Source organism: Nitrospina watsonii, assembly GCF_946900835.1.
In the GTDB taxonomy this organism is placed as follows: Bacteria; Nitrospinota; Nitrospinia; order Nitrospinales; family Nitrospinaceae; genus Nitrospina; species Nitrospina watsonii.
Map to the genome: position 1 here is coordinate 1,167,764 of NZ_OX336137.1, position 24,972 is coordinate 1,192,735.

The 24,972-nt window shown below is 56.2% G+C and carries 23 protein-coding genes; 14 read left to right on the forward strand and 9 right to left on the reverse strand.

The genetic code is table 11. The features are described 5' to 3' along the window. Position 1: 1 nt before the first annotated feature. The 4 genes from QML71_RS05320 to waaC all read right to left on the reverse strand — a co-directional run bounded on the left by QML71_RS05320 (position 2) and on the right by waaC (position 4,510). Entirely contained in the window at positions 2 to 787 is a 786-nt protein-coding gene (locus QML71_RS05320) for an enoyl-CoA hydratase-related protein (protein WP_282010872.1), read from the reverse strand. Positions 788 to 1,168: 381 nt separating this feature from the next. Then, entirely contained in the window at positions 1,169 to 2,665 is a 1,497-nt protein-coding gene (gene gcvPB, locus QML71_RS05325; protein WP_282010873.1) for an aminomethyl-transferring glycine dehydrogenase subunit GcvPB, read from the reverse strand. 28 nt (positions 2,666 to 2,693) lie between these two features. Further along, positions 2,694 to 2,891: a Trm112 family protein gene (locus tag QML71_RS05330; RefSeq protein ID WP_282010874.1), complete on the reverse strand. Its 198-nt coding sequence runs from the start codon at positions 2,889 to 2,891 to the stop codon at positions 2,694 to 2,696. A 14-nt stretch (positions 2,892 to 2,905) separates the two neighbouring features. Further along, complete coding sequence (gene waaC, locus QML71_RS05335) at positions 2,906 to 4,510, reverse strand: lipopolysaccharide heptosyltransferase I (RefSeq protein WP_282010875.1); 1,605 nt, start codon at positions 4,508 to 4,510, stop codon at positions 2,906 to 2,908. 140 nt (positions 4,511 to 4,650) lie between these two features. On the opposite strand from waaC, the gene QML71_RS05340 reads away from it, so the two are divergent. The 6 genes from QML71_RS05340 (at position 4,651) to QML71_RS05365 (ending at position 13,227) form a co-directional block, all read left to right on the forward strand. Then, entirely contained in the window at positions 4,651 to 5,343 is a 693-nt protein-coding gene (locus QML71_RS05340) for a TIGR04282 family arsenosugar biosynthesis glycosyltransferase (RefSeq protein WP_282010876.1), read from the forward strand. After that, the gene (gene hisD / locus QML71_RS05345; RefSeq protein WP_282010877.1) at positions 5,340 to 6,623 is read left to right on the forward strand and encodes a histidinol dehydrogenase; all 1,284 of its coding nucleotides are present in this window, start codon (positions 5,340 to 5,342) and stop codon (positions 6,621 to 6,623) included. The genes QML71_RS05340 and hisD overlap by 4 nt, the downstream gene beginning before the upstream one ends. A 360-nt stretch (positions 6,624 to 6,983) precedes the next feature. After that, positions 6,984 to 8,966, forward strand: coding sequence for a cytochrome ubiquinol oxidase subunit I (locus QML71_RS05350; RefSeq protein WP_282010878.1), 1,983 nt, complete (start codon positions 6,984 to 6,986; stop codon positions 8,964 to 8,966). A 94-nt stretch (positions 8,967 to 9,060) separates the two neighbouring features. Beyond that, a complete protein-coding gene (locus QML71_RS05355; RefSeq protein WP_282010879.1) occupies positions 9,061 to 10,413 on the forward strand; it encodes a cytochrome c family protein in 1,353 nt (450 codons plus the stop codon). A gap of 26 nt (positions 10,414 to 10,439) precedes the next feature. Next, positions 10,440 to 11,447, forward strand: coding sequence for a c-type cytochrome (locus QML71_RS05360; RefSeq protein WP_371832116.1), 1,008 nt, complete (start codon positions 10,440 to 10,442; stop codon positions 11,445 to 11,447). Between the two features lie 61 nt (positions 11,448 to 11,508). Next, positions 11,509 to 13,227: a c-type cytochrome gene (locus QML71_RS05365; RefSeq protein WP_282010880.1), complete on the forward strand. Its 1,719-nt coding sequence runs from the start codon at positions 11,509 to 11,511 to the stop codon at positions 13,225 to 13,227. A gap of 129 nt (positions 13,228 to 13,356) precedes the next feature. Here QML71_RS05365 and QML71_RS05370 read toward each other — a convergent pair whose 3' ends face one another. The 5 genes from QML71_RS05370 to QML71_RS05390 all read right to left on the reverse strand — a co-directional run bounded on the left by QML71_RS05370 (position 13,357) and on the right by QML71_RS05390 (position 17,810). Beyond that, the gene (locus QML71_RS05370) at positions 13,357 to 13,578 is read right to left on the reverse strand and encodes a DNA-directed RNA polymerase subunit omega (RefSeq protein WP_282010881.1); all 222 of its coding nucleotides are present in this window, start codon (positions 13,576 to 13,578) and stop codon (positions 13,357 to 13,359) included. 84 nt (positions 13,579 to 13,662) lie between these two features. Beyond that, positions 13,663 to 14,697, reverse strand: a complete 1,035-nt coding sequence (ltaE, locus tag QML71_RS05375) for a low-specificity L-threonine aldolase (RefSeq protein ID WP_282010882.1) — start codon at positions 14,695 to 14,697, stop codon at positions 13,663 to 13,665. 1 nt (position 14,698) lies between these two features. Then, positions 14,699 to 15,046 (reverse strand): hypothetical protein, encoded by a 348-nt coding sequence (locus QML71_RS05380; protein WP_282010883.1) that lies wholly within the window; start codon positions 15,044 to 15,046, stop codon positions 14,699 to 14,701. A 138-nt stretch (positions 15,047 to 15,184) separates the two neighbouring features. Continuing rightward, complete coding sequence (locus tag QML71_RS05385) at positions 15,185 to 16,369, reverse strand: porin (RefSeq protein ID WP_282010884.1); 1,185 nt, start codon at positions 16,367 to 16,369, stop codon at positions 15,185 to 15,187. Positions 16,370 to 16,526: 157 nt separating this feature from the next. Continuing rightward, positions 16,527 to 17,810, reverse strand: a complete 1,284-nt coding sequence (locus QML71_RS05390) for an ammonium transporter (RefSeq protein WP_282010885.1) — start codon at positions 17,808 to 17,810, stop codon at positions 16,527 to 16,529. Positions 17,811 to 18,360: 550 nt separating this feature from the next. On the opposite strand from QML71_RS05390, the gene QML71_RS05395 reads away from it, so the two are divergent. From QML71_RS05395 to flhB, 8 genes are all read left to right on the forward strand, one after another. After that, the gene (locus tag QML71_RS05395) at positions 18,361 to 18,888 is read left to right on the forward strand and encodes a flagellar basal body-associated FliL family protein (RefSeq protein ID WP_282010886.1); all 528 of its coding nucleotides are present in this window, start codon (positions 18,361 to 18,363) and stop codon (positions 18,886 to 18,888) included. Between the two features lie 79 nt (positions 18,889 to 18,967). Next, positions 18,968 to 19,948, forward strand: coding sequence for a flagellar motor switch protein FliM (gene fliM / locus QML71_RS05400; protein WP_282010887.1), 981 nt, complete (start codon positions 18,968 to 18,970; stop codon positions 19,946 to 19,948). A gap of 3 nt (positions 19,949 to 19,951) precedes the next feature. Beyond that, positions 19,952 to 20,335 carry a flagellar motor switch protein FliN gene (fliN, locus tag QML71_RS05405; protein ID WP_282010888.1) on the forward strand — a complete coding sequence of 128 codons (384 nt, stop codon included), beginning with the start codon at positions 19,952 to 19,954 and terminating at the stop codon, positions 20,333 to 20,335. Positions 20,336 to 20,644: 309 nt separating this feature from the next. Beyond that, positions 20,645 to 22,024, forward strand: coding sequence for a flagellar biosynthetic protein FliO (fliO, locus tag QML71_RS05410; protein ID WP_282010889.1), 1,380 nt, complete (start codon positions 20,645 to 20,647; stop codon positions 22,022 to 22,024). Continuing rightward, complete coding sequence (fliP, locus tag QML71_RS05415; RefSeq protein WP_282010890.1) at positions 22,024 to 22,785, forward strand: flagellar type III secretion system pore protein FliP; 762 nt, start codon at positions 22,024 to 22,026, stop codon at positions 22,783 to 22,785. The genes fliO and fliP overlap by 1 nt, the downstream gene beginning before the upstream one ends. 12 nt (positions 22,786 to 22,797) lie before the next feature. Then, complete coding sequence (gene fliQ / locus QML71_RS05420; protein ID WP_282010891.1) at positions 22,798 to 23,067, forward strand: flagellar biosynthesis protein FliQ; 270 nt, start codon at positions 22,798 to 22,800, stop codon at positions 23,065 to 23,067. Positions 23,068 to 23,071: 4 nt separating this feature from the next. Then, positions 23,072 to 23,848 (forward strand): flagellar biosynthetic protein FliR, encoded by a 777-nt coding sequence (fliR, locus tag QML71_RS05425; RefSeq protein WP_282010892.1) that lies wholly within the window; start codon positions 23,072 to 23,074, stop codon positions 23,846 to 23,848. A 41-nt stretch (positions 23,849 to 23,889) separates the two neighbouring features. After that, complete coding sequence (gene flhB, locus QML71_RS05430; protein WP_282010893.1) at positions 23,890 to 24,963, forward strand: flagellar biosynthesis protein FlhB; 1,074 nt, start codon at positions 23,890 to 23,892, stop codon at positions 24,961 to 24,963. The last annotated feature ends 9 nt before the right edge of the window (positions 24,964 to 24,972 follow it).

Sequence of the window (24,972 nt, forward strand, 5' to 3'; positions counted from 1 at the left end):
ATCACCTGCCTTGAAATTGCGGCACGCGTTTTTCCAGAAACGCACGGATGCCTTCCTTCGCGTCCTCGGTATCGAAACGGGCGCCGAACAGGCGCGCTTCTTTTTCGAATGCGTGCTTTTCCAGCGTGTCGTCGCGGGGCAGCAGCGTGCAGAGGATGGCGGCCACCGATGCCGGACTTTTCGATTGAATCTGCCGCGCCAGCTCCAACGCCGTTTCCAGCGCAGTGCCGGGTTTGACCACCTGGTGGACGATGCCCAGTCTCGCCGCTTCCGCGCCGTCGATTTCCTTCGCCAGCAAAATCATGTTCATCGCCTGCGTGGTGCCCAATAGGCGCGCCAGGCGCACGGTGCCGCCGAAACCGGGCAGCAGCCCCAGGTTCACTTCCGGCAGGCCCAGCCGTGAGGCGGTGGTGGCGATGCGCAATGGGCAGGCCAGTGCCAGCTCCAACCCGCCGCCCAGGCAGACGCCTTCGATGGCGGCGATGGCGGGTTTCGGCAAATGTTCGATCTGATGGAGGACCGCCTGGCCGCGCTCGGCATACACCTGGCCTTCTCTTGAATTGCGGAGGGCGGCGAGTTCCTGGATGTTCGCCCCGGCGGAGAAAAATTTGGGCAGGGCGCTGTGGATCACCACCGTGCGGATGTCGGGATCGGCGGCGATCTGTTGGATGCGATGGGCCAGTTCATTGAGCACGGCGCAGCTCAGTGCGTTGACCGGCGGGTTGTTGAGGGTCAAGACGGCGGTGCTGTCTTCGACGATCTGCGACAGATGCGTGGTGTCGTTCATGAGCGCGCCTCGCAAGGATGGCGTGAATGCACGCACCCATTATATAGCAGATGGCGGGTTTTTAAGGAAGCCTTTGTAAAAGGAAGGGCTTATTCATCCCCCTCATCCTGGCCTTCTCTCACCCGGGGAGAAGGGATCTTAAAAACTCGCTCTCCATTTTTGGGAGAATTCCCGGAGTGATGAATTTGGGGAGGGGGGAATGCAAAACCAAACCATAGATTCTTCGCTTCGCTCAGAATGACCCGGCTGAGCCGGGAGGCAACAAGGTCGTGCCCGGTGGAAGAACGATGGTTTTTGGATTCGTTTGCTGCGGGCCACGCCCGCTGTCATTCTGAGGAGCGGGAACGACGAAGAATCGGTGTGTTTCTTTTTACCCTTCTCTCAGGCCGCGGGTTTCCAGCGCAGTTTGGGATGACGGGCGGCACGGGCTTCGTCCGGGCGCGACACCTTGGACAGATACGGCGCGGCGTGGAAGCTTTCGGGGTCGGACTCCGCCTGTTTGGCGATCTCCTTCATCGCCTGAATGAAGTGGTCGATCGTTTCTTTCGATTCGGTCTCCGTCGGCTCGACCATCATGGCGCCCTTGACGATCAGCGGGAAGTACACCGTCGGCGGATGGAAGCCCTTGTCGATGAGCGCCTTGGCGATGTCCATCGTCTTCACGTTCTGCTTGAGCTGGTTGCGGTCGTTGAACACGCATTCGTGCAGGCTGGGCCCGGGATAGGGCAGGAAGTAGGTGTCCTGCAAGCGGGCCTTGATGTAGTTGGCGTTGAGCACCGCCGATTCGCAGGCTTCGCGCAGGCCGTCCGGTCCGAGCGTGCGGATATAGACATAAGCGCGTAGCAGGATGCCGAAATTGCCGTAAAAGGCGCGCACCTTGCCGATGCTTTGCGGCCGGTCGTAGTCGAGCACGTACTGTCCGTTGCGGTGTTCGACCTGCGGCACCGGCAGAAACGGTTCCAGGATTTTTTTGACGCCGACCGGACCCGCACCCGGCCCACCGCCGCCGTGCGGCGTGGAAAAGGTTTTGTGCAGATTGAAATGGAGCACATCGACGCCCATGTCGCCCACTTTGCAGACGCCCATCAATGCATTCAGGTTGGCGCCGTCGCAATAGACGAGGCCGCCTTTGCCGTGGACGATCTCGGTGATCTCCAGAATGTTTTTCTCAAACATGCCCAGCGTGTTGGGGTTGGTGAGCATGATGGCGGCGGTGTCTTCGTCCATCAGGTGGCGCAGCTTGTCGATATCGATCAGGCCTTCCGCGTTGGAAGGGATGTGGACGACATCGTACCCGCACAGGGTGCAGCTGGCGGGGTTGGTGCCGTGCGCCGAGTCGGGCATCAGCACCTTGCTGCGCTTGTTACCTTTAGCTTGATGATACGCACGGATGGCGAGCATGCCGGTCATTTCGCCGTGCGCACCGGCGGCCGGTTGCAGGCTGACGGCATCCATGCCGCTGATCTCGCGCAGGGATTCCTGCAATTCGTGCAGGAGGCGCAGGCTGCCCTGGCACAGGGATTCCGGCGCGTACGGGTGATTCTGCGCAAAGCCGGCGAGGCGCGCCATGTCTTCGTTGATCTTCGGGTTGTATTTCATGGTGCACGATCCCAACGGATAGAACGTGCTGTCGATGCTGAAATTCCATTGCGAAAGACGGGTGTAGTGGCGCACCACGTCGAGTTCCGACAACTCCGGCAGGTGATCGATGGGACTGCGGATTTCGTCCGGCGGCAGCAGGGTTTCGAGTTCCACTTCGGGGATGCTGCTGCCAGGCAGGGAATAGGCTTTGCGTCCGGGGGAGCCCAGTTCAAACACCGGGGGTTCCTCGAACATCAGTCCCTGGATGCCGGTTTTCATATTTTCCGCATGTGCCATGCTGTTCCTTCCGTTGTGTGTCGGATTGTTAAATTGATTTTGGGGTGTTGCCGGTTCTGGTCAGGTCTTCGGCTTCGTTCATCAGCATGATGGGGATGCCGTCCCGGATGGGGTATTTCAGTTTGCAGGCATCGCAGACCAGGCCGTCCGACGGGTCGGTCAGTTTCAAATCACCCTTGCATTTGGGGCAGGCCAGAAATTCAAGCAGCTCTTTATCAAATTCCATAGATGAACCGGGGATCAATCGATTTTGAGTTGGGTCTGGTTCCGGGATGCTTCCGGATGAGCGCTGCCGTTCAGACGGGTGCGCACCGTTTCGAACACTTCGTCAACCGTTATGCCGTCCATGCATTCGTTGTGGGTGGGGCAGGTTCGTTTGTAGCAGAAGCTGCAAGGCAGCTTTTTGACGATCACCTGGTGCGTCGTGCCGAAGGGACCATTATAAACCGGATCGGTGGGTCCAAACAAGGACACTGTCGGAATTCCCAGCGCCACGCACAAGTGCAGGGTGCCGGTGTCGCCGCCGACGAACAGGCAGGCCTTGTTGAACAGCGCCATGCTTTCGTGCAGGCTGCTGGGCGGCGCCACCCAGTGCGGATGCTGCATCTGCTGCGACAGGCGGCCGACCTTGTCCTGCTCGCCGGGTCCCCACGTCAATAACACGTTGGCACCGAGTTCCGAATAAATCCGGTCGCCCAACCGGGCGAAACGGTCGAGGTCCCATTGCTTGGTCTTGTAGCCGACGCCGGAATGGAGGACGACGATAGGACGCTGCCCGAGCTCGGGATGGCTCTGGATAAAGGATTGCGCCCGGCTTTCGGCCTGTTCCGGGATACGCACCGGGAACTCGTGCGATGTTTTCCTGGCGCCGAGGGCGCGAATCATCGACAGATTTTTTTCGACGACGTGGGCGCCGCGTCCGATTTCCGGCACTTTGATGTTGGTGAACAGTGCGTTCCACTGTTCGCGGCAGTCACGCCGGTGAAACCCCACGCGCAGCGGGGCGCCGGAAAGCGCCGCCAGCACGCCGGTTTTGATGAGGCCCTGAATGTCGATGGCGAGATCAAAATGGCGTCCGCGCAGTTCGCGGTAAAACGCTTTCACTTCCTTTAGCGTTGCCAGATTGGGCTGTTTGCGCCAGTCGCGGGTACGCACCACCAATATTTCGTCGAGGTCCGGGTTGGCGTGCAGCACGTCTTTGAATTTGTCTTCCACCACCCAGGTGATGCGGGCGTTGGGAAAGGCCTGGCGCAGCGTGCGCAAGGCCGGCAAGGTGTGGATGACATCGCCCAGCGAACTGAGGCGCACCAGCAGAATGCGCTGGATGTTCCAGTTGGGTCCGTTGAGCGGCAGCACCTCGGCGGAGAGGTCCCAGTCTTGCGGCGACAGTTTATAAAAGAAGAAACCCATGCCCGTTCCCACAACCATTCCCAGCAAAACGTCCGATGGATAATGCACGCCCTGGTACAGTTTGCTGATGCAGCCGCCCAGCGCAAATAAAAACACGAAGATGGCGGAGCGGCGAAAAAAACAGGCGGTGACGGTGGCGAAGGCGAACAGGTTGGCCGCCTGGGACGAGGGCAGCGAGTAGGAGTGCGAGCAGGTAACGAGCGAAACCAAAAACTCCAGGTCGTGACAGGGACGCGGTCGCGCGAACAGGGGCTTCAACACCTGGTGCACGATGAAATCGGCCACCAGGACCGCCGCCAATGCGGTCCCTATATAGTATAGGCCTTTTCCTTTTTTAATATATATAAGGGAAAACACGGCGACCAGGCCCGGCAACAGGTAAATTTGCTTGTCGTTCATGGCAACGACAAAGGCATCCAGCGTTGAAAATTGCAAATTCTCCCTGATCCAGTACAATACCGCGATTTCAAATTCCATCAGCGTGTCCAAATTCGTTTTTGTTTCAACGGTTTCCAAGTCTATGGGCATTGCCGGAGGGAGTCAATTCTTTTGTCGTGACCGGAAGGCTTTGAGAAGTGGGTGTTTCCAGTAAAAAGGCGTTGATCCTGTTCGCCCGGGACCCGGAGCTGGGCAAGGTGAAGACGCGACTGCAAAGCAGCCTCGATGCCGAGACCACGTACCGGCTTTACCTGCGGATTCTCGCGGACAGCGTCGCCAAAGTTTGTGCGGTGGAAGGGGTGGATCGTTTCATCGGCGTGTACCCGTCGCATCAATCCGGTTTCTTCGATGCCGTGGTGGCGTCGGGGCGGGCGCAGACGTTTCCGCAGGAGGGGGATGATCTGGGCATGCGCATGCGTCATGCCTTTGAACATCGCTTCGCTGAAGGCTACGAGACGGTGGTGATCATCGGCTCCGACAGCCCGACGTTGCCCGCGGCCTACATCCGGCAGGCGCTGGACTCGGACCGGGATGCGATGCTGGGACCGAGCGCCGACGGCGGTTATTACCTGATCGGCATGAACCGCCGGGTGACCGATGTGTTCGAGGGCGTGCGGTGGGGGTCCGGGCACGTCTTGACGGAAACCCTGGCGCGATTGAAAGCGGCGGAAGCCGGACTCACGTTGTTGCCTGTATGGTATGATGTCGATCGTCCGGAAGACCTGCGATTTCTCAAGACCCACCTTGAATATCTGGAGCATTCCGGGATCGGCGCGTACTCCGAAACGTTGCGTTTTCTTCAACAATTGAACTGGGAAACTGTTGCATGAGGTTATTGAAATACTCCGACCCCGATTATCAAAAGGTACTCGACCGGCTGGTGAACCGTTCCGATGTGGATTTTCAGGCGCAGGACCAGACGGTGCGCGACATCATCGAACGCGTCAAGCGGGAGGGCGATGCCGCATTGGTGGCGCTGACCAACCAGTTCGACCAGACCGATTACCAGGTAGAGGACCTGCGCGTGACCCAGGAGGAAATCCAGCAGGCATACGACACCATCAAGCTGGAGGAACTCGAAGCGCTGAAGTTGGCGGCGGACAACATCGGCCGCTACCATCAGAAGCAGGTGCAGCATTCGTGGGAATATAAGGAGGGCGAAGTCTATCTGGGACAGATGATCCGGCCGCTGGCCACGGTCGGCGTGTACGTGCCGGGCGGCAAGGCGTCGTATCCCTCGTCGGTATTGATGAACGCCGTGCCCGCGCGCGTCGCCGGGGTGAAACGCGTCGTCATGGTGAGCCCAACGCCCAGGCGGGAGGTGAGCCCGCATTGCCTGGTGGCGGCGGACATCGCCGGTGTGGATGAGATTTATAAAATCGGCGGTGCGCAGGCGGTGGCGGCGTTGGCGCTGGGCACCGAGACCGTGCCGCGCGTCGATAAAATAGTCGGTCCGGGCAACATTTATGTGGCGCTGGCCAAGCGCCTGGTGTTCGGGCTGGTGGACATTGACATGATCGCCGGGCCCAGCGAGATTCTGGTGCTGGCCGATGATTCAGCGCGCGCCGATTTCATTGCCGCCGATCTGTTGTCGCAGGCGGAGCACGACGAGGACGCCGTACCCATCCTGGTCACCCCCTCGGAAGCCCTGGCGGAGGCCACGCGGGAGGAGTTGAACCGGCAGAAGGCGGGACTCAGCCGGGAGAGCATCGTCAATGCGTCGCTGGAGAACAAATGCCTGCTGATTGTCACCCGGACGCTGGACGAGGCCGTTGATCTGGCCAACCGGTTGGCCCCGGAACATCTGGAGCTGGCCGTGGAGAACCCGCATGAGCTGGTCAAGCGCATCGACAATGCCGGGGCCATATTTCTGGGTCATTTCACGCCGGAGGCCATCGGCGACTACCTGGCGGGGCCCAATCATGTGTTGCCGACCAGCGGAACGGCCCGTTTTTCATCGCCGTTGGGGGTTTATGACTTCATCAAACGCACCAGTTTGATTTCCTATAGTAAGGAAGAGCTGGACCGGGCGGCCCATGCCTGTTGCACCCTGGCTGAAATGGAAAATCTGGAGGCCCATTCGAAGGCGGTCAAAGTCCGTATTTCATGACCCCAATAACCGCTGGAACCCCTTAAAAACAAAAAATTAGAATTTTCTTGACAACCCTGGGGAGCCATGTTAAAAATCGGCGTCTTATTATGTCCAAGTGCCCCTGTAGGCCCTAAGTGCTTATTCTGTAAAGGTTATTTAAATCAAGCGCTTACGAGAAGGGTGGGGGTGGTTGGCGCTGTAAAAGGAAGTTGAAAAGTATCCTGCGAGCGTCCTGCGCTTCGCGGAAACTGTCGTTATGTCAGGTGCCCTACGCGTCCAGATTTTGAGGAAGAATTTAAGAAGTTTTTGAATATAGAAGTATTTCCAAATTATTGTTTTTCTTTAGGATACCGGATCTTTCCTTAAGGAGGTTAGACGATGTTCAACGCAGAGGCTAGAAATCACAAAGTGCTGTCCCTGGCACTGGTTCTGGCATTCACCTTGTTTGCTCTTCCCGCGATTTTTGTTGATCAGGCTCATGCGAAAGAGGCGTTTGCCGAGCAGGTATTTGCTGAAGAGGCATTTGCGAAGGAAGTCCTGGCTGATGAGCAGGCGGCAGGCGAAGAAGGTGCAGCGCCGGAAGTTGAGTGGAGTCAAGACGTATTTTATAAAGATTGGGAGGGCAATCCGCTCAAAGGTCCAGTCAGCGGAGCCCCGGCTCCGGAGTTGGGTCCGAATGACTATCAGAGTTATTCCTTTGCGCCGAGCCGGATCCTGATCTGGATCGCCAACCAGCAGCACTTGTATTTCGGTAGCTTCGTGCTGGCGGTGCCCATCTTCTGTATGCTCATCGAGTTCATTGGTATTCGTACCAGGGAAAGCGATCCGGTTCTGTCCGCGAAGTACGACCGGTTGGCGCATGACTTGATGAAGGTGTCGTTGACGGCGTATTCCTGGACCGCCATCCTCGGTGGTGTTCTGTTGTTCTCCTTCATCACCCTGTTCCCCGGCTTCTTCAAGTACATGGCCAGCATTTTCCGCCCGGTCATGCACGTGTATGCGTTGATGTTCCTCGCGGAGAGCGGTGTTCTTTACGTGTACTACTACGGCTGGGACAAGATGAGCCAGGATAAGTTCCTGAAGTGGATTCACGTTTCCCTGTCGGTTCTGTTGAACCTGGTGGGCACCATCCTGATGTACCTGGCGAACAGCTGGGCTACTTTCATGCAGGCACCGGGTGGTATCGACGAGCAGGGGCGTTTCCTCGGCAACATCTGGCATGCCATTCACTCCACTCTGTGGAATCCGGTTGGCGTGCATCGCATCCTGGGCAACATCGTGTTCGGTGGTGGTATCGTTGGTGCGTACGCCGCGTATCACTATCTGAAAGCGAAGACCCCCGAAGAAAAAGCTCATTACGACTGGGTTTGTTACATCGCTATGTTCATCGCCATCTTCGGCCTGATCCCACTGCCTTTCGCGGGTTACTGGTTGATGAAGGAAGTGTATGCGTTCCGTCAGCAGATGGGCATCACGCTGATGGGCGGCATCATGGCATGGCTGTTTATCATTCAGGCCGTTATGATCGGGCTTCTGTTCTTCGGAGCAAACTCCTATCTGCATAACTCGATGTCCCGCGTTAAGGGGTCGCATCGTTACATGAAGTACTGCAAGTACATGGTTCTGCTTTTGATCCTCTGTTTCACCGCATGGATGACCCCGCATACCATCGTTATGACGCCGGCTGAGCTGAAAGCGATGGGTGGTGCGCAGCATCCGGTGGTCGGTCACTTTGGTGTTATGTCCGCCAAAAACACCGCGGTGAATCTGATGATCACCTGTACGATCTTGTGCTTTCTGCTGTATCAACGGTCCAATAAGAAAATCGTCGTGCCCTGGGCAACCATTGGCAACTGCTGGTTGACCGCCATCTTCATCGGCGCGGCGATCAATATCGTGTTCCTGGGTGTGTATGGATACTTCCTCCCCGCCAACCAGCGTGTGGGACTTTCTGTGCCCCAGGTGACCACGACCCTGACCACCTTGTTCGTCGGAACGGCTATCAATATTTCCATGTTCAAGGATGCCGAGTCCTTCGGTGAGGTTGAATGGGGTAACCAGTCCAAGGTGGGGACCTATGCCATTCTGTTGATGGCGATTTCCTTCACCTGGCTCATGGGCCTCATGGGTTATATCCGCTCTGCGGTCCGCCTGTTCTGGCATGTCACGGAAGTTCTGCGTGACAACTCGGTGGACGCGTACACCCTGACCATTGGTGAGGCGGGTAAGATCCTCACGTTCAACGCCCTGTTTGTGTGGGTGCAGTTCGTGGTCGTCTTCTGGGTCGGTGGTCTCGCTGGCAAGAAGAAAGCAGCGGAAGTTCCCGCAGGAGTTCCTGTTCCTGCGCAGCAGCAACAGTAATCAATGGATGGGCCGCCAGTCTTCGGGCTGGCGGCCTGTTTGGAATGCTAACTTGTATTTATTAGACTTGCACTAGCCAGGAGAGGAGAAAGGGATGCTTCCAGAGCAGCACGATATTTTGTGGACTTTTCTCACAATTATGTGCAGCATCTTCGCTCTGTATGTGTTCACCAACGTCATCCAGGTATGCCGGGGACGTGAGAATGTGAATACGACGAAGTGGGGAGTTGTGTTTGGTGTGTTTTTGTTGGTGGTCTTTTCGATGACCGTTCACGTGATGGGCTTGGTCCAGCGTGACCAGATGTTTTTCTTTTTCTTCAGACAGCTGCCGGTGGTTCTTCTCCTGTTGCTGGTTTGGGGATATTTTTTCAAGAGCGAAGATATCGAAAGCCAGTCCGAACCTCTGATTCGAGCTGGCTATTTTTTCGCCTGCGTTTCCATTCTTCTGGCCGGTTACACCAACTGGCTGCCGCAGCAGCGCAGTGATCCCCCTCCCGTGGGAGGCATCGAGCTGTCGGGTGAGCTGACCATGGAAGAGTTTACGGAAATGGGCCGGGTCATTGTATTCGGCGCCAAGCAGGTAGCGGGTCAGAAGGCCATTGGTAAAGGGCAGTGCCCTCTGTGTCACACCTTCGATCCGGGCGACAACATCGGCCGCTGTCCCAATCTCTTCGGAGTTGAGGAGCGCAGTCACAGCCGGATTAAAGAAGACCGCTATATCAATGATCCAATTAAAATTGGTGAGACCGATAGCACCGGCATCGTGAAGGGTAAGGCGGAAGAGGTTCCGGAAGAGTATCGCCGTAGCGGACCCTATGCGTTTAGTGGTGAAGACTACCTTCGTGAGTCTCTGATGTGTCCTTCCTGTTACGTGGTTGAGGGTTACGGTAAAGCGGGCGATAAAGTCAGCCCGATGCCGGTTATCCACAAGCCGCCGATCAGCCTGAGTCCTCTCGAACTGAACGCGGTATTGGCCTGGTTGCAGGCCAAGGACACGCCGGGTGATTTCGCTAAGGTCTCCATTCCCCTGCCTTCTCCGGAAGATACGGCTAAGAAGGAAGAGGAGTCCAGTGGTGAGGAAGAAGATCGACCGGTATTTGTAACGGGTAATGAGCCGATTGAGGAGATCATCAATACGCTGGGTTGTCCGCTTTGCCACAAGATCCCGGGAATTCCGGGCGCGGTGGGAGAGTTGGGTCCGGCATTGTATGAGAAAGTCAATAGCCCGAAACGTTTGAAAGACCCGAACTATAAGGGTAAAGCGAAAACAGCGCATGAGTACACCAAGGAGTCGATCCTCAATCCGAGCGCGTACGTCGTGTTCAATGAGGAAGCCGGCGAGCCTTTCCCGGACGGCGTCATGCCGCAGGATTTCGGGCAAAAGCTGTCGGTTCAAGCCCTCGACAAACTGGTGGACTTTATTGCCAACACAGAACCTGAAGGTTAATCCTGGAGGAAATCGGGAGGATTTCAATGAATCAAGGTGTTAGAAACGTAATAGTAAGTATTGTTTTGTACGCCGTGGGCTGGGCGGTGTTTCATTACGCCCTGTTGCCCTGGTTTAAATCCGGGGAAACCGGCTGGTTCCATTTGATTGTTCAGAACCGTTACTCCGGGTTCGGCGTACTGATGCTGTACTTTGTGGCTTTCAATCTCGTCCTCAAACTGAAGCCGCCGATGTTGTTGAATGCGGCGATCGTCTGGCTGGCGGGCTTGTATTTCTATGAAGCCATTTTGTATCCGCCGATCCCCTGGACGCTGCTGATCACCTACATGATGCTGTGGACGATCGGTACGTTCTTGTACATCTCGCAAGATCCGAAGACGTTTGCGGAATTCCGGCGGCCCATTGTCCGGACCGTTCTGGCGGATTCCAAGGGATTCAAAATCGCGCGGATCATTGCCTTCACGGCATTGCCGCTGCTGGTTGGTTTTGCAACGTACGACGGGCTTCTGCCCAAGTTCCAGGAACCGGTTGAGTTGCGGACGGTCCATCCGGCACCGCCTGCCACGACCCGCGTTCATGGCAAGACCTATCAGTTGGAAAGCCTGCAGAACCCTTTCCGTATCGATGAGCAGGATAACTATAAAGAAAGTTTCCCGTTCCTGGATGCGGAAAAGCAGGAGTACATGAAGTACGTTACCGAAGGCGGAACGATATTCTTTGAGAACTGTCATTACTGCCACGGTGACCAGTTGAACGGCTTGGGAATGTTCTCCCATGTTTTTAACCCCACTCCCGCGAACTTCGTCGATCCGGGAACCATCGCCATGTTGCGCGAGTCGTTCCTGTTCTGGCGTGTTGCGAAAGGCGGTCCTGGTTTGCCCAACGAATCCACTCCGTGGTCGTCGGCCATGCCGCCTTGGGAAGAACACCTCAATACCGAAGAAATCTGGAAGGTCATCCTTTTCGAATACTGGTATACCGGATGGCATCCGCGTACGTTTGATGATGAATCTTCGGTTAAGGGTGGCGAGTAACCGTTCATCCAATGAATTGAAAAATTCAAAGTTTTAAATATCTTTCATGAACGAGGAAAACATGATGAGCAATTCCAAAAAGATCGTGAGGCACTGGCTGGCAGCCGCAGTTGTGTTGGCCGTTTTGAGTGTGCCTTCCATCCTTTTTGCTCAGGACTATCGTAAGCCGGATCCGGTTCAGCAGGACAAACTGGAGCTGGGCAAAAAGGTATATTTCAAGCGCTGTGTCTGGTGTCACGGCGTGGAAGGTGGCGGGGATGGTCCCTCTGCGGATCGTCTGTTCACGCGTCCCCGTAACTTCATTCAGGGGACGTTCAAGATCCGTACTACGGATTCCGGTGAGCTGCCTCTGGATCAAAACCTGATCGATACCGTCAAAAACGGCCTTCCGGGATCGGCCATGCCGCCCTGGGGTGAGGTTCTGAGCACGGAGGAAATTACATCGGTGGTCCAGTTTGTCAAAACGCTGGTCCAGGATCGTGACTTCAGCGGAGACTTCGAGGAGCTGGCGGTGCAGGATGTCGGCACCATGCCTTGGAGTGTCAAGGAGCCTTTCTACATGGGCATTCCGCAGGAAGCCATCGATGCCGGTAAGGAAATCTTCCAGAAGAACAAGTGTTGGGAGTGTCATGGTGGCGAAGGCCGCGGTGACGGCAACCCGACCATGAAGGACGACTGGGGATTCCCGATTGTGGCCGCAGACTGGACGCAATGCTGGAACTTCCGCGGCAACCGGCGTGACCCGTACAATCCGTTGCACATCGTTAACACGGTGTCCACGGGCTTGAACGGCACCCCGATGCCTAACTTTAAAGATCAGATCACCGTTGAAGACCGGTGGAAGCTGGCGGCTTTCGTCAACTCCCTGTGTCCGCGGAAGAAAATTGACTCCTTGACCAACAAGCCGGTCAACGACTTCCTCATCGGTTCCAAGTACACCGAAGGCCCTGTCTCCACGGATTTCAACGATCCGATGTGGCAGGCCCCGGAACATGATTCAAGAATTGTCAAGCGGCCTGAAGGGTATGAAGGCGACCAGAACTGGCATTACATTGCTCTGGCCGGCCAGATCACCCGTGGTCAACGCAACTTCGACCCCAAAGTGGACAACCTCTGGGTTATGTCCCGCTGGAGTAAAGAAGAAGATGCCGTTTACTACGTGGTGGAATACCACCAGCGGTTCCTGAGCACCAACCCGGAGTATCCGGAAGGTGTGGCCATTCAGTGGCCGGGACAGTTGGAGGACCTGTATGGCGCTGAAAAGCCGTATTTCATTTACGGCGATTCCAAAAAGCCGGTGGATATCTGGAAGGCAACGTTCCTGCCGAAGGATGACTACTCCTCCACCAACGCCCCGAAACCGGAAGGTTACGAGCTGGATGTGAATGTGACTGAACTGGTCGGACATGGTTTCGATGATGTCAAAACCAAAGAAACCATTGGCGGTGTGGAAGTGGTCAATTCCACTTTTCATCAGGGTCGTGTGAAGATCATGTTCAAACGGTCGCTGAAGACTGAAAATCCGGATCGCACGGACGTTCAGATTCCGACCAAATCGTTTATCCCGATCTCCTTCATGCAATGGGCGGGTATAGACAAGGAACATGACGAGCACATGGCGATCTCGACTTGGGCTTACACCATTCTCGAGCCGCCGCTGCCCGCAGAGCGCATCTGGTTGCCGCCTGTCATGGCTGCCGTTTTCTTCGGCTTCCAGCTTTGGCTGGTACGCATGACGAAACGGACCCGCCAGATGCACGAAGAGGGGAAAGCCAACTAATCATTCCCCTTGGCTGTTGAAATGAGAAAGGCCCGCCGAAAGGCGGGCCTTTTTTTATTGCTGTGCGAATTGTAAAGTCAGGAAAAAGCGGGCTGGGTGGAGTTTTTGAGGGGGTGGGCCGGAACCGGATCAGGCGCTGATCTGTTCCAGGTCCATGTTGCCTTCGATGATTTCCCGCAAGGCCAGCTGGTAATAACTTTTAGGCGAATCGTATTCGCCGTCCTTGACTTCGATGCAGGGCTGCGCGCCTTTTTCCAACTGATGGATGCGCTGTGCCACCAGAATGCAAAGCAGGTAGCGACTCTTGATGACATCCAGAGCCAGCTTTTCCAGTTCCAGAATTTCCTCCATGTGGGCTCCTTATCTCCATTGAGAGTAAACTTTAGATTCTAGAGAGTTCCCCGCTTCCTGTCAAAGCTTTCCTGTGTGTGGAGTTCATTTCAGGACTTCGCGCAGCGTCTTCAAGGTGGTCGCGACCATTTCCGCGGTGATATGACGGTGGACCACCGCCCGGAACACGCCGTCTGCCAACTGCAAAATGCGGATGCCTTTGCCGTTGAGGTAATCCAGAAGAGCCTGCGCTCCCATAGCCGGATGGTCCAGCTTGAAAAACAGGATGTTGGTGTGCACCCGGTCGCAATCGATGTGGATGCCCGGAGTCGCGCGCAATCCCTGCGCCAGAGTCTGGGCGTTTTGATGGTCCTGGGTCAACCGGTCCGGATGATGGGTCAGGGCCTCGATGCCTGCCGCCGCCAGAACTCCTGCTTGCCGCATGCCACCGCCCACCATTTTGCGCCATTTGCGGGCTTGGAGGACCCATTCTTTCGAGCCGCATACCAGCGATCCCACCGGCGCCGACAGGCCCTTGGACAGGCTGAACATGACCGTATCCGCATCCCGGGTCAAGGCCGGAACCTCCACACCCAGGGCAACCGCGGCGTTGAAAATGCGCGCCCCGTCCAGGTGTATGCCCAGGCCGTGGCGGTCCGCAAGCTCGCGCACCTGCGCCATGTATTCGGCAGTCAAAGGGTAGCCACCGCAATAATTGTGTGTGTTTTCCAGACAGATGAGGCGCGTTGGAGGGAAATGCACGTCCGCCTTGCGAATGGCGGCCTCGATTTGGTTGAGATCAAGGGTACCGTCCTCCCGATTGGCGATAGGGTGGGGATGGATGCCGCCCAGCGCCGCCAGGCCACCGACCTCGTTGACGAAGATATGGCTGCGTTGGCCGAGGATGATTTCATCGCCGCGCTGGCAATGCGTCAGCAGGCTGACCAGATTGCCCATGGTGCCGCTGGGAACGAACAGGGCCGCGGGCTTGCCGGTTTTTTCCGCCGCCAGAGCTTGCAGCCGGTGGACGGTCGGATCCTCGTCGAACACATCATCGCCGACCTCAGCCTCGGCCAGCGCCCGGCGCATCGCTTCCGTCGGTTGGGTGAGGGTGTCGCTGCGGTAATCGATGATCTCCATTTCAGTCCGGGTCCTTTTCAAGTCGAGAGCGCTTTATACGGTAATACACAAGGGACAGCAAAAATACCGGCACGGCGAAACCGATCAGAATGATCTGCTGGGCGGCGGCAGGGGGGAACTCCAGGGCCACCATCAGGCGATGCTGCTGCACCACCAGAAGGGCGAGAAGCACGGTCACGATCAGCATATATCCCTTGCGCTTGGATCCCTTGGGGCCGGGGAACACCATCGAGTGTGCGATGAAATTCAATCCCAGAAACAGCAGGCCGCTCAGGAACATCAGGGAAACAATAAAGGTTTGAGGCTGGGTGAACAACGAATGGCATCCCGGTGGTTGACGTTGCCACATTTTATCCGGTCCGTCGTTCAGATCAAAGCCCTTTGCGTTGCGGTACCGATTGCGCCGACAGGGGGCGTGGCGCGCAAACAAAAAGCCCCGGGGTGACCCCGGGGCTTTCAAAGGTCAGCGGTACATGGGACGCGGCGGTTAGAAATGGATGAGCGTGTTGAAGGCCAAGGTGTCCTGGTGCGTGCTGCCGCCTCCTGTCTGGTTTTCAAACACGCCGAGGTTCGACTCGTCGTGCCGGTATTCCAGGCGGACCACCATGTTTTCCATGATGCGAAACTCCGGCGTGACGGTGACCTCTCTCAGGCTGTTGTTGGGCACACCCAGGCGGAAGCCGTCCTGGTCCCGGAACAGAGCGCCGCGCACATTGAGCGAAAACCATTTGTTAAAATCGTAACGCACGATGGCGGCCGTGCCCCACCACTTGGCGGTGCGGTTGCCGGCGGCCGCGTTTTCCTCGCTGCCGTAATCCGCGTTCAACTGCAACGTCATCCGGTCGGTGAGGCCGATGTCGATGACCGTGTCGAAGATATTTCTCCAGTTGTCATTGCCCGCATTGCTGCCCAGCGTGCCCTGGTTGCCGCCGACCCAGTTCAACAGGATGCCGACATTGCTGTAGGGAGAATACGCGATCTGGCCGCCGAACGATTTTTCGGAGTTGTTGTCGGTGACGCCCGCCTCTTCCCAGTTGTTGGCGATCATGAGCATGAAACTCCACCGGTCGTTCAGCTCGTAGGACGCGCGGATGCCGGTGTGATTGAATGGAATGCCCCAGCCGAAGGCATAGGTGCGGGAGAAGTTCGCGTTCCAGCCGTCGTAGCCGTCGAATACTTCGGCGCCGACGTGCGTGATGAATTTGCCGACGTCGATGGTCAGGCCGTTGCCAAGGGGCGCTTTCCAGGTGACGTAAGATTGCTGCAGGTCGAAATCGTCGTCCGCTACGGAGAGGCCCGGCGTGCCGCCGGCAACCGCGGAGCTGCGCGCCCGCTGTGCGCCTTCCGGCAGGCTGAAGCCGAAGGTCAGATCGAAACGGAAGCCGATATCGCCGATGTCGTCCGCCTGCTTGAGGAAGACCAGTTCGGTGTTGTCCATTTTGAAGCTGTTGTCATCCTGGTCGAAAATGCGCACGCAGCCGGTCAACGGGGCGACGCCGCAGTTGGTTTGCGACAGCGGTCGATTGAAATTGTAACTGTAAGAGGCCGAGGCGAAACCGTGGATTTCGACGTCCTCGAGCAATTTGAATGCGTTGGTCCCGGCGTACGCGGACCCTGTGGTGAACCATAAAAATATCAATGCGGCCATCAGCAGATGAAATGTGCCTTTCATGCAATCCCCCTCATTTTTGCCTGTGCAGACATGGTTATGAAAACCGCCGTTTGAAAGCACCTTTGGGCGGCGCTTCCGCTAAACGTTCCGATGGCGAAATGAAAAACAGAGTCTGTGTCCTCCCGGTGGCTGGCGGGAAGTTTCCCTTTGCAAACGGTCATACGAGGTTGTAGCCGGACTCGCCGTGTTGCGTGGCATCGAGTCCGATCTCCTCGTCTTCCTGGTCCACGCGGAAGCCAACGATTTTGTCGATCACGACCACCAGAATGTAGGTGACGACGAAGGAGTAAATGGCAGCCGCTGCCACACCGATGATTTGAATGCCAACCTGTTTGAGATTGCCGTCCAGCAGGCCCGTGCCGCCGTGAGTGACGAACAGTCCCGTGGCCAGTGCGCCCCAGGCGCCACCCACGCCATGGATGCCGAACACGTCGAGAGAATCGTCGATGCCTTTGCGGTATTTCAAAACGACGGCCAGGTAGCAGATCATGCCCGCCACCAGGCCAATGACGATGGCCCAGATCGGGGAGACGAATCCCGCCGCCGGGGTGATGGCGACCAGCCCGGCGACGACGCCCGAGGCTGCGCCCAGGGCACTCGGTTTACCGGCTCGCATTTGTTCCGCAATCAGCCAGCCCAGCATTCCTGCCCCGGTGGCCACCTGGGTGTTGGTGAAGGCCAGGGCGGCGTTCTGATCGGCCGCCAGGGCGCTGCCTGCATTGAACCCGAACCAGCCGAACCACAACAGGCCCGCCCCCAGCAGCACCAGAGGCAGGTTGTGCGGGATCATCATGGGACCGGGGAAACCGCGCCGCTTTTTCAGGTACAACGCCGCCGCCAGTCCGGCCACACCGGACGAGATGTGCACCACCGTGCCGCCGGCAAAATCCAGAGCCCCCAGTTCGCCCAGCCAGCCGCCACCCCACACCCAGTGGCAGATGGGGTCGTACACGATGGTGGACCAGATGAATATGAAAATGACATAGGCCTTGAATGACACGCGTTCGGCGATGCCGCCACTGATCAGGGCGACGGTGATGATGGCGAACATCAACTGAAACATGCTGAACAGGTAGTCGGGGATGGTGCCGTTGAGGGTGTCGATGTCGGTGCCGTTGAATAACACCTTGTCGAAGCCGCCGATGAAGCCGCCGATGTCCTTGCCGAAAGCAAGCGAGTAACCGATCAGCACCCACTGGATGGTGATCACCCCGAGCGGGATGAAGCTGTGCATGATGGTGCTGAGCACGTTTTTGCGCCGCACCATGCCTCCATAAAACAAGGCGAGCCCCGGCAGCATCAGCATCACCAGGGCCGAGGACACCAGAATCCAGGCGGTGTCGGCGCCATTGAGCTGGGGTGCCTCTTCTGCATAAGCCGGAAGGACCAGCAACAACCAGAATCCGATCGAAACAGCCAGAAATTTGAAAAATCGACCCATGTTTGAGTTCCTCAATTTATGGAAGGAATGGCCCCCCGAACCGGGGACCTGAAATGACGCACCCTCAGCTCGAAATGTAAATGAACTAATCAATTCCTGTACCCACAACGGGTTGAACCCCAAAATAATTGGAAAAAAGCCTATAACATGTTTGAAATAAGGAGCTTATGCTGGGGTGGTGAGAGAGGTCCGGAAGTTGCCAGGGCGGGGGAGGTCGGAACCCGGCCGACAGGATGCCAGATTTTGCGGATGTCTTCCTAGGAAGGTGCCTAAAAAATAATCACAAAAACATTCAAGTATCCCGAGTTTTTTACCGTGAAAGAATCAGGCAGAGAATCCTTGAAGATGGCGTAGATAGCGTATTTTGGCCAATAAATTGACGCAGATCGTCATTGATGGGTCTCCCCCGCTGTCTGCTCGATTTGAAAGTGACGTTATAACTCTTTATACTGAATGGAGTTATCGGACTCAAAAGGTGGCAGGCACGTTGGCACATTCTTTGCTCCTAATATTCCCGTGCCGGAACGTTCATTAGCCAGGAGGTCGATGCATGGCGCAGCAGGAAACTCAGGAAGATGTGGATCAGATTGAAGAGGTGGCTCCCAAACGCGGTGTGAGCCGGGGCTTTCTGCTCAGCTTATTGATGATTACGGGATTGGCGGTGGGTAGTTATTTTGCTTTCATCAACTTCATCCAGCCGCAGTTAGCCGTCGAGCAACAGGAGAGGCCCCTGCAGGTACCGGGCTCCAAATTTGCGGACAAGGTGCCGCAGGAAATGGGCGTCATGTACCCGATGGATCCGTTTCTGATCAATCTGGCACGCAGCAATGGCAAGCAGTTTCTCAAGGTCAGCCTGACTTTGGAATTGAGTTCCCCGGAGGTGCGCCCGGAAGTGAAGGCCAACGAATTTAAAATTGTGGACTCCATCCTGTTGCTGTTGAGCAGCAAGACCCGCGAAGATGTGATCTCGCTCCAGGGCAAATTCAAATTGAAGGACGAGATCGCCACACGGGTGAACCGCTTTCTGGTCATGGGCCACGTTAAGGACGTCTATTTCTCTGAATTCATCGTTCAATAATGAATTTTCAGCGTGTATATTGGATACATGGGATATTTCAATCCCATGGTAACAACCCAGCAATCGCCAGGCTCTGAATATGGGACAGGTTTTATCCAAAGGTGAAGTCGATGCCCTGTTGCGGGGCGTCAGCGAAAACCAGATCGAGACCGAAGCCGACGTCACGGAAGAGGAAAAAGGCGTCGTTCCGTACGACCTGACCAGTCAGGAAAAGATCATCCGGGGCCGCCTGCCGACCTTGGAAATCATCAACCAGTTTTTTTCCCGTCTGTTCCGGAACTCGTTCTCGGGCATGATGCGGCGTTCCGCCGACGTCAGCACGGTATCGACCGACTCCTTGAAGTTCGGTGATTTTCTGCGTTCGCTGCCGGTGCCGTCCAGCCTGCACGTATTCCGCATGGAACCCTTGCGTGGGTTCGGGCTGGTGGTCATGGAAAGCAGTCTGGTGTTCGCGCTGGTGGACAATTTCTTTGGCGGTCCGGGCTCTTCGGAGATGAAAAACCAGGGCCGGGATTTCACCTCCATTGAAATGCGCATGACCCGCAACGTCATCCAGCAGGCGCTCGAAGACTGGGCGAATGCATGGAAACCGGTGCACCGGGTCAAAACCTCTTACGTGCGTTCCGAGGTCAACCCGCAGTTTGCGGCGATCGTTCCGCCCACCGACGTGGTGCTGATCATCGTGTTTGACATCGAGATGGAGCGCGCTTCCGGTACCATCACCATCTGCCTGCCTTATACGGCCATCGAGCCGGTGCTGCCGAAACTGAAAGCGAACTTTCAGAGCGAGCGCATGGAGGCCGACAAGGTTTGGATCCGCCGTCTGCGCGAAGAGCTGATGCAGACCGATGTCGAATGTGTGGTGGAACTGGGAAAAATGATCATGACGCCGCGAAAACTGCTCAATCTCAAGCTGGGGGACACGCTCATGCTGGGCAACGATGTCTCTGATCCCTTGACGGTCAAAGTGGAAGGCATCCACAAGTACATGGGCCATCCCGGCGTTTCGCGTGGCATGAAAGCCGTGCAGATTTCCAAAATCATTGAAAGGGAAGAGTGACTTATGGCTGAATTCGATGACAACGAACTGGGCGCCCTCGACGATCTGGATAAATTTGAGGATTTCGAATTCGACAAGGAAGGTGCCGAAGCCGAAGATGATGAGGAAGGGACCAAAAGCGTAAAGGATTCCCGGCTGGACCTCATCCTGGACATTCCGTTGACGGTGACGGTCGAATTGGGGCGTTCCAAAATGCTGATCCACGACTTGCTGCAACTGGGGCAGGGGTCGGTGATCGAGCTCACCAAGATGGTGGGCGAGCCGTTGGAAGTGCTGGTCAACGACAAGCTTGTGGCCCGCGGTGAAGTCGTGGTCGTCAACGAAAAGTTCGGCGTGCGGCTGACCGACATCATCTCCCCGATGGAACGTGTGCAGTCGCTGGGTTGATCCCCCCGGATCGCCAAATTTCCGGCTGCCGCGTCGCGGTGCTGGGGGCTCTGCGTCCTGCGTACGCCCTGCCGCGCCCTCCCTCCTTCCTTTTTCAATGTATTCCTGAAACCCCTCTCTCGCTCCGAGGCCTTTGTTTGTAAGGGTTTTTGATCTTCTTCTCGATAACCACCTTAAATTCAAATAGTTTCCGGTCGTGACGGTACGGCCTTTGCATTTTTAAGGGTTGACCCGCAGTCCGTCGGGTTTTTTGACACCTTGGACCCTTTACGAATGGAAGGCGCTATGAGGTTGCACCGGTATTGTTGGGTGTGGGCACTGGCATTGAACCTGCTTTGCGCGGGCATCGCCGGAGCCTTGCCGCTGACGGAATACAACAAGTTGCGTGACGTGGCGGTGCGTCACACGCAGGATGGCTTGCACATTCAATTGCAGTTCAGACAGCCGCCGACGAATTACGAAGCCCCTGTTTTTTTCAAGAACTCGGTGCAGATCGATCTGCCGTTTGCGTACCTGGCACCGGCCAAGCAGTATTTCCCGATCGGGGATGACGAGGTCCGGCAGGTTTACGCATCGCAGTTCAGCAAGGAATTGTTGCGTATCCGCTTGATCCTCGCCGACCGCAACCCCGGGTTGGCGGGACGGCTGGAGGTAAAGCGGGATGGCAATAACCTGGAAGTCCATGTGTGGAAAGCAGGATCGGTTCAGGAAAAAAGCCACCTGGTGCCGCCTCCCAAAAATAATGAAGAAGACCCGTTGAGCGAGTTTCTGGCCTCCGCTCCGTCGCATTCCACCCAAATCAAAACGCCGGGCCAATCCTCCGGTGTTTCCAAATCAAATTCCAATCCGGAAAATGAAGATCCTTTTCTGGACCTGCTGACTGAAGCGAAGCCGGAACCCCAGGCCGTTGCATCCGAATCCATTCCCAAAAAAGAAACGCTGTCGGACATGGTGGGCACGGCTTTTCGCAAGGACGGCAAGGTGAAAAACAAGCAGGGCGCTGGTCCATCTACTTCCAAACATCAAGACAACGACAGCCTGGCTTCAAAAGAAACGGCGGAGGGACCGGATATCCTGTCTGCCGGCGTCAAGATGGCCTACACGCTGGCTCTGGTGCTGGGCGTGATGTTCCTGCTGTTCCACCTGTTCAAAAAGTTTGTTTGGAAAAACGGCGTATTCGGATCGGAAAACAAACCCATCAAGGTATTGTCCACCGGGTTTCTCGGACCGAAGAAAAGCATCGCGCTGGTGGACGTGGCGGGCGAGATTCTGGTGCTTGGCATTGCCAACGAAAACATTTCCCTGCTGGCCAATGTCGAAGACCCTGATCAGATCGATCTGATCCGAGGCAAAAAATCGGTCAAAAAAACCAGCTCCGTTTCACCTTCACCTGAAAACGAATTGGATCCGATTTCGGAAGAAGAAGCGATGGTGACGCCGTCCGTACCGAAAACCATGCACGAAACCGCGACGGCGACGGCGGAGAAACCGGTCGTCACCGTTCCGCCGCAAAAACGCGTGGACAGTTACGAAAGCGTCGTCAAAAAAAATAAAACCACCAACCCGTTTCCCGATTTCGTGAAGCAGTTTGCGGAGACAGAAGACGATGCGGGTCGGACAGACGCCGGATCGGTGAAGGACATTGAATACCGGTTGAAGAAAACCCTGAGAAAGAACAGGGGTGTGTGATGCGTAAATGGGGATTCATCCTGATTGCGATGCTGACGATCACCACCGCTCTGGCGGTGGGACCGGTGAGCGAGGCCGGGGCCATCCCGATGCCCAATATCCAGGTCGGGGTGGAAGACACGCAGGAACCGGAGGCCATGTCCACGGCGTTGCAGATCCTGGCGCTGTTGACCATCCTCACTCTGGCGCCGTCGATCCTCATTCTCATGACCTCTTTTTCGCGCATTGTGATTGTGCTGTCGTTCCTGCGCCAGGCGATGGGTACGCAGCAGACACCGCCGACGCAGGTGCTGGTCGGGCTGGCGTTGTTCCTCACGTTTTTTGTGATGAGCCCTGTGCTGACGCAGGTCAACAGCGAAGCGTTGCAACCCTATCTCAATGAAGAGATATCGCAGAGCGAGGCGTTGCAGCGGGCACAGGCGCCGATCAAGGGGTTCATGCTGCGCCAGACCCGCAACAAAGACCTCGACTTGTTCCTCAATATTTCTCAGGACGAGCGTCCCGAAACGGCGGAGGAGGTGAGCATGGCGGTGGTGGTTCCGGCCTTCGTTATCAGCGAACTGAAAACCGCCTTCCAGATCGGTTTCCTCATTTACATCCCGTTTTTGATTCTGGACATGGTGGTTGCCAGCATCCTGTTGTCGATGGGCATGATGATGCTGCCGCCGGTTCTGATCTCCCTTCCGTTCAAATTGATGCTGTTCGTGCTGGTCGATGGCTGGCACCTGACGGTGGGTTCTCTGGTCAAAAGTTTTTTCTGACGAGGTACACGCATGACCGAACAGTTCATCATTGATTTCGGAATGACCTCCATCAAGACGACCCTGCTCTTGTCCGCGCCCATGCTGGGTTTTGGCCTGCTCACCGGTCTGGTGGTTTCCATCTTCCAGGCGGTGACCTCCATCCAGGAACTGACCCTGACCTTCATCCCGAAAATTCTGGCTGTGTTCCTCGCCATGTTCCTGTTTTTCCCGTGGCTGTTGCAGATCATCATAGGCTTCACCGAAAATATTCTGTCTAACTTTCCCGCCTTGATCGGCTGATGTGATGGACCTGTTCACGCTATCCTACGCCGATTTCGAGCGGTTTTTATTTGTCCTGTTCCGGGTGGGTGCGTTCATCATGTTCGTGCCGATTCTCGGCAGCGCCCAGTTCCCTGCCCGCTTGAAAGTGGGGCTTATCGTGCTGTTGAGTTTCAGTGTTTTTCCCCTGGTCCCGCAAGAGGCCATCGCCCAGCCGAAGGGATTGCTGGGCCTGTCGGTGATGTTGTTCTCCGAAATGCTGATCGGCTTCTCCGTCGCTTACATCATGCGCATGATTTTCACGGCGGTGCAGGTCGCCGGAACCATGATCGATTTTCAGATGGGTTTCGGCGTGGTGAACGTCATCGATCCGCAAACGCAATCGCAGGTTTCGATCACCGCCCAGTTCCAGAATATTTTTGCCACGTTTCTGTTCCTCGCGCTCAATGGACATCATTTGACCATTCATGCGTTGATCGAAAGTTTCGAAATGATCAACCCGCACCAATTCGCATTTTCCGCGTCAACGGCAGAATTCTTGGTTCAAGCGTTTGCCGCCATGTTTGTGGTGGCCATCCAGATCGCGGCGCCGGTCATGGTGATTCTGTTTTTCATCAGCGTCGGCCTGGGCCTGGTGGCCCGTACCGTACCGCAGATGAATGTGTTCATCGTCGCGTTTCCCCTGCAGATTGGGGTGGGGCTGCTCATGGTCGGGGTCACATTTACTTTTTTCGCCGCGTTGTTCAAAAAGCAACTCACGGAAATGCCTTTTTGGGTATTGGGTTTGATGCAAACATTTTGAACCGCGGCGGCCAAACCTGCCGGCAGGCGAGAGTGTAAGGTATGGACGAAGAGAATAAAGATCAGAAAACAGAAGAGCCCTCAGCGAAACGAATCCAGGATGCGGAGGATAGAGGTAATTTCGCGCACAGTCGCGAGCTGACATCCGCCTTCATCCTGATGACGGCGATCCTGGCGTTTGCCGTTGGCGGTTCCTTCATCACGAAAGAAATGATGACCGTCTGGCACAATCTCATCAGCCAGTCGCATGCCGTCGAACCCACCATCCCGGCCATGCGCGAATTGCTGACGGTGGTGGTGCGAAACGTATTGACTATTTTAAGTCCCATTCTATTTTCCGTCATGCTGGGCGGCATCATCATCAACCTCATGCAGACCGGGGGGCTGAAGTTTTCAGGGCATCCGTTGATTCCCAAATTCAACAAACTCAACCCCATCAGCGGCACCAAACGTATGTTCTCGATGGTGGCGTTGATGGAGCTGTTCAAGTCGTTGTTCAAGGTCACGCTCATTTCCCTGATCGCCTATTTCACCGTCAAGGGGCATTTTTCGGAAATTCCGGCGATGACCGATTTCGGGGTGGGGCAGATCCTGACGTTCATGGGGCGCGTGGGCCTGGAAATCATGTTGAAGGTGTTGCTCGCGCTCATCCTGCTCGCGTTCATTGACTTCATGTTCCAGCGCTTTACCTACATCAAGAATCTGCGCATGACCAAGCAGGAGGTCAAAGACGAACGCAAGGATACGGAAGGCAATCCGCAGATCAAACAACGCATCCGCAGCGTACAAATCGAGATGATGCGGCGCCGCATGATGTCCGCCGTGCCGGAAGCGGATGTGGTCGTCACCAACCCGACGCACTTTTCGATTGCCATCAAATACGACCGCGACCGCCACAATGCTCCGGTGGTCGTTGCCAAGGGCATGGGGCCGATCGCGCTGCGTATCCGCGAGATCGCCCGCGAAAGCGATGTGCCGCTGGTGGAAGACAAACTGCTGGCGCGGCTGCTTTACAAAACCGTGGAGATCGGCCAGTACATTCCGGCGGAGCTGTACCGCGCGGTGGCGGAAATCCTGGCTTACGTGTATCGCTTGAAAGGAACCAAATTGGTATAAATATTGCTA

Bases quoted from the DNA above. Each gene is read 5' to 3' on its own strand.
- fliQ (WP_282010891.1), top strand. From the start codon at position 22,798: ATGACCGAACAGTTCATCATTGATTTCGGAATGACCTCCATCAAGACG.
- QML71_RS05385 (WP_282010884.1), bottom strand. From the start codon at position 16,369: ATGAAAGGCACATTTCATCTGCTGATGGCCGCATTGATATTTTTATGG.
- QML71_RS05395 (WP_282010886.1), top strand. From the start codon at position 18,361: ATGGCGCAGCAGGAAACTCAGGAAGATGTGGATCAGATTGAAGAGGTG.
- hisD (WP_282010877.1), top strand. From the start codon at position 5,340: ATGAGGTTATTGAAATACTCCGACCCCGATTATCAAAAGGTACTCGAC.
- fliN (WP_282010888.1), top strand. From the start codon at position 19,952: ATGGCTGAATTCGATGACAACGAACTGGGCGCCCTCGACGATCTGGAT.
- flhB (WP_282010893.1), top strand. From the start codon at position 23,890: ATGGACGAAGAGAATAAAGATCAGAAAACAGAAGAGCCCTCAGCGAAA.
- fliP (WP_282010890.1), top strand. From the start codon at position 22,024: ATGCGTAAATGGGGATTCATCCTGATTGCGATGCTGACGATCACCACC.
- QML71_RS05365 (WP_282010880.1), top strand. From the start codon at position 11,509: ATGATGAGCAATTCCAAAAAGATCGTGAGGCACTGGCTGGCAGCCGCA.
- QML71_RS05320 (WP_282010872.1), bottom strand. From the start codon at position 787: ATGAACGACACCACGCATCTGTCGCAGATCGTCGAAGACAGCACCGCC.
- QML71_RS05390 (WP_282010885.1), bottom strand. From the start codon at position 17,810: ATGGGTCGATTTTTCAAATTTCTGGCTGTTTCGATCGGATTCTGGTTG.
- ltaE (WP_282010882.1), bottom strand. From the start codon at position 14,697: ATGGAGATCATCGATTACCGCAGCGACACCCTCACCCAACCGACGGAA.
- QML71_RS05370 (WP_282010881.1), bottom strand. From the start codon at position 13,578: ATGGAGGAAATTCTGGAACTGGAAAAGCTGGCTCTGGATGTCATCAAG.
- gcvPB (WP_282010873.1), bottom strand. From the start codon at position 2,665: ATGGCACATGCGGAAAATATGAAAACCGGCATCCAGGGACTGATGTTC.
- QML71_RS05360 (WP_371832116.1), top strand. From the start codon at position 10,440: ATGAATCAAGGTGTTAGAAACGTAATAGTAAGTATTGTTTTGTACGCC.
- QML71_RS05355 (WP_282010879.1), top strand. From the start codon at position 9,061: ATGCTTCCAGAGCAGCACGATATTTTGTGGACTTTTCTCACAATTATG.
- QML71_RS05330 (WP_282010874.1), bottom strand. From the start codon at position 2,891: ATGGAATTTGATAAAGAGCTGCTTGAATTTCTGGCCTGCCCCAAATGC.
- fliR (WP_282010892.1), top strand. From the start codon at position 23,072: ATGGACCTGTTCACGCTATCCTACGCCGATTTCGAGCGGTTTTTATTT.
- fliM (WP_282010887.1), top strand. From the start codon at position 18,968: ATGGGACAGGTTTTATCCAAAGGTGAAGTCGATGCCCTGTTGCGGGGC.
- QML71_RS05350 (WP_282010878.1), top strand. From the start codon at position 6,984: ATGTTCAACGCAGAGGCTAGAAATCACAAAGTGCTGTCCCTGGCACTG.
- QML71_RS05380 (WP_282010883.1), bottom strand. From the start codon at position 15,046: ATGTGGCAACGTCAACCACCGGGATGCCATTCGTTGTTCACCCAGCCT.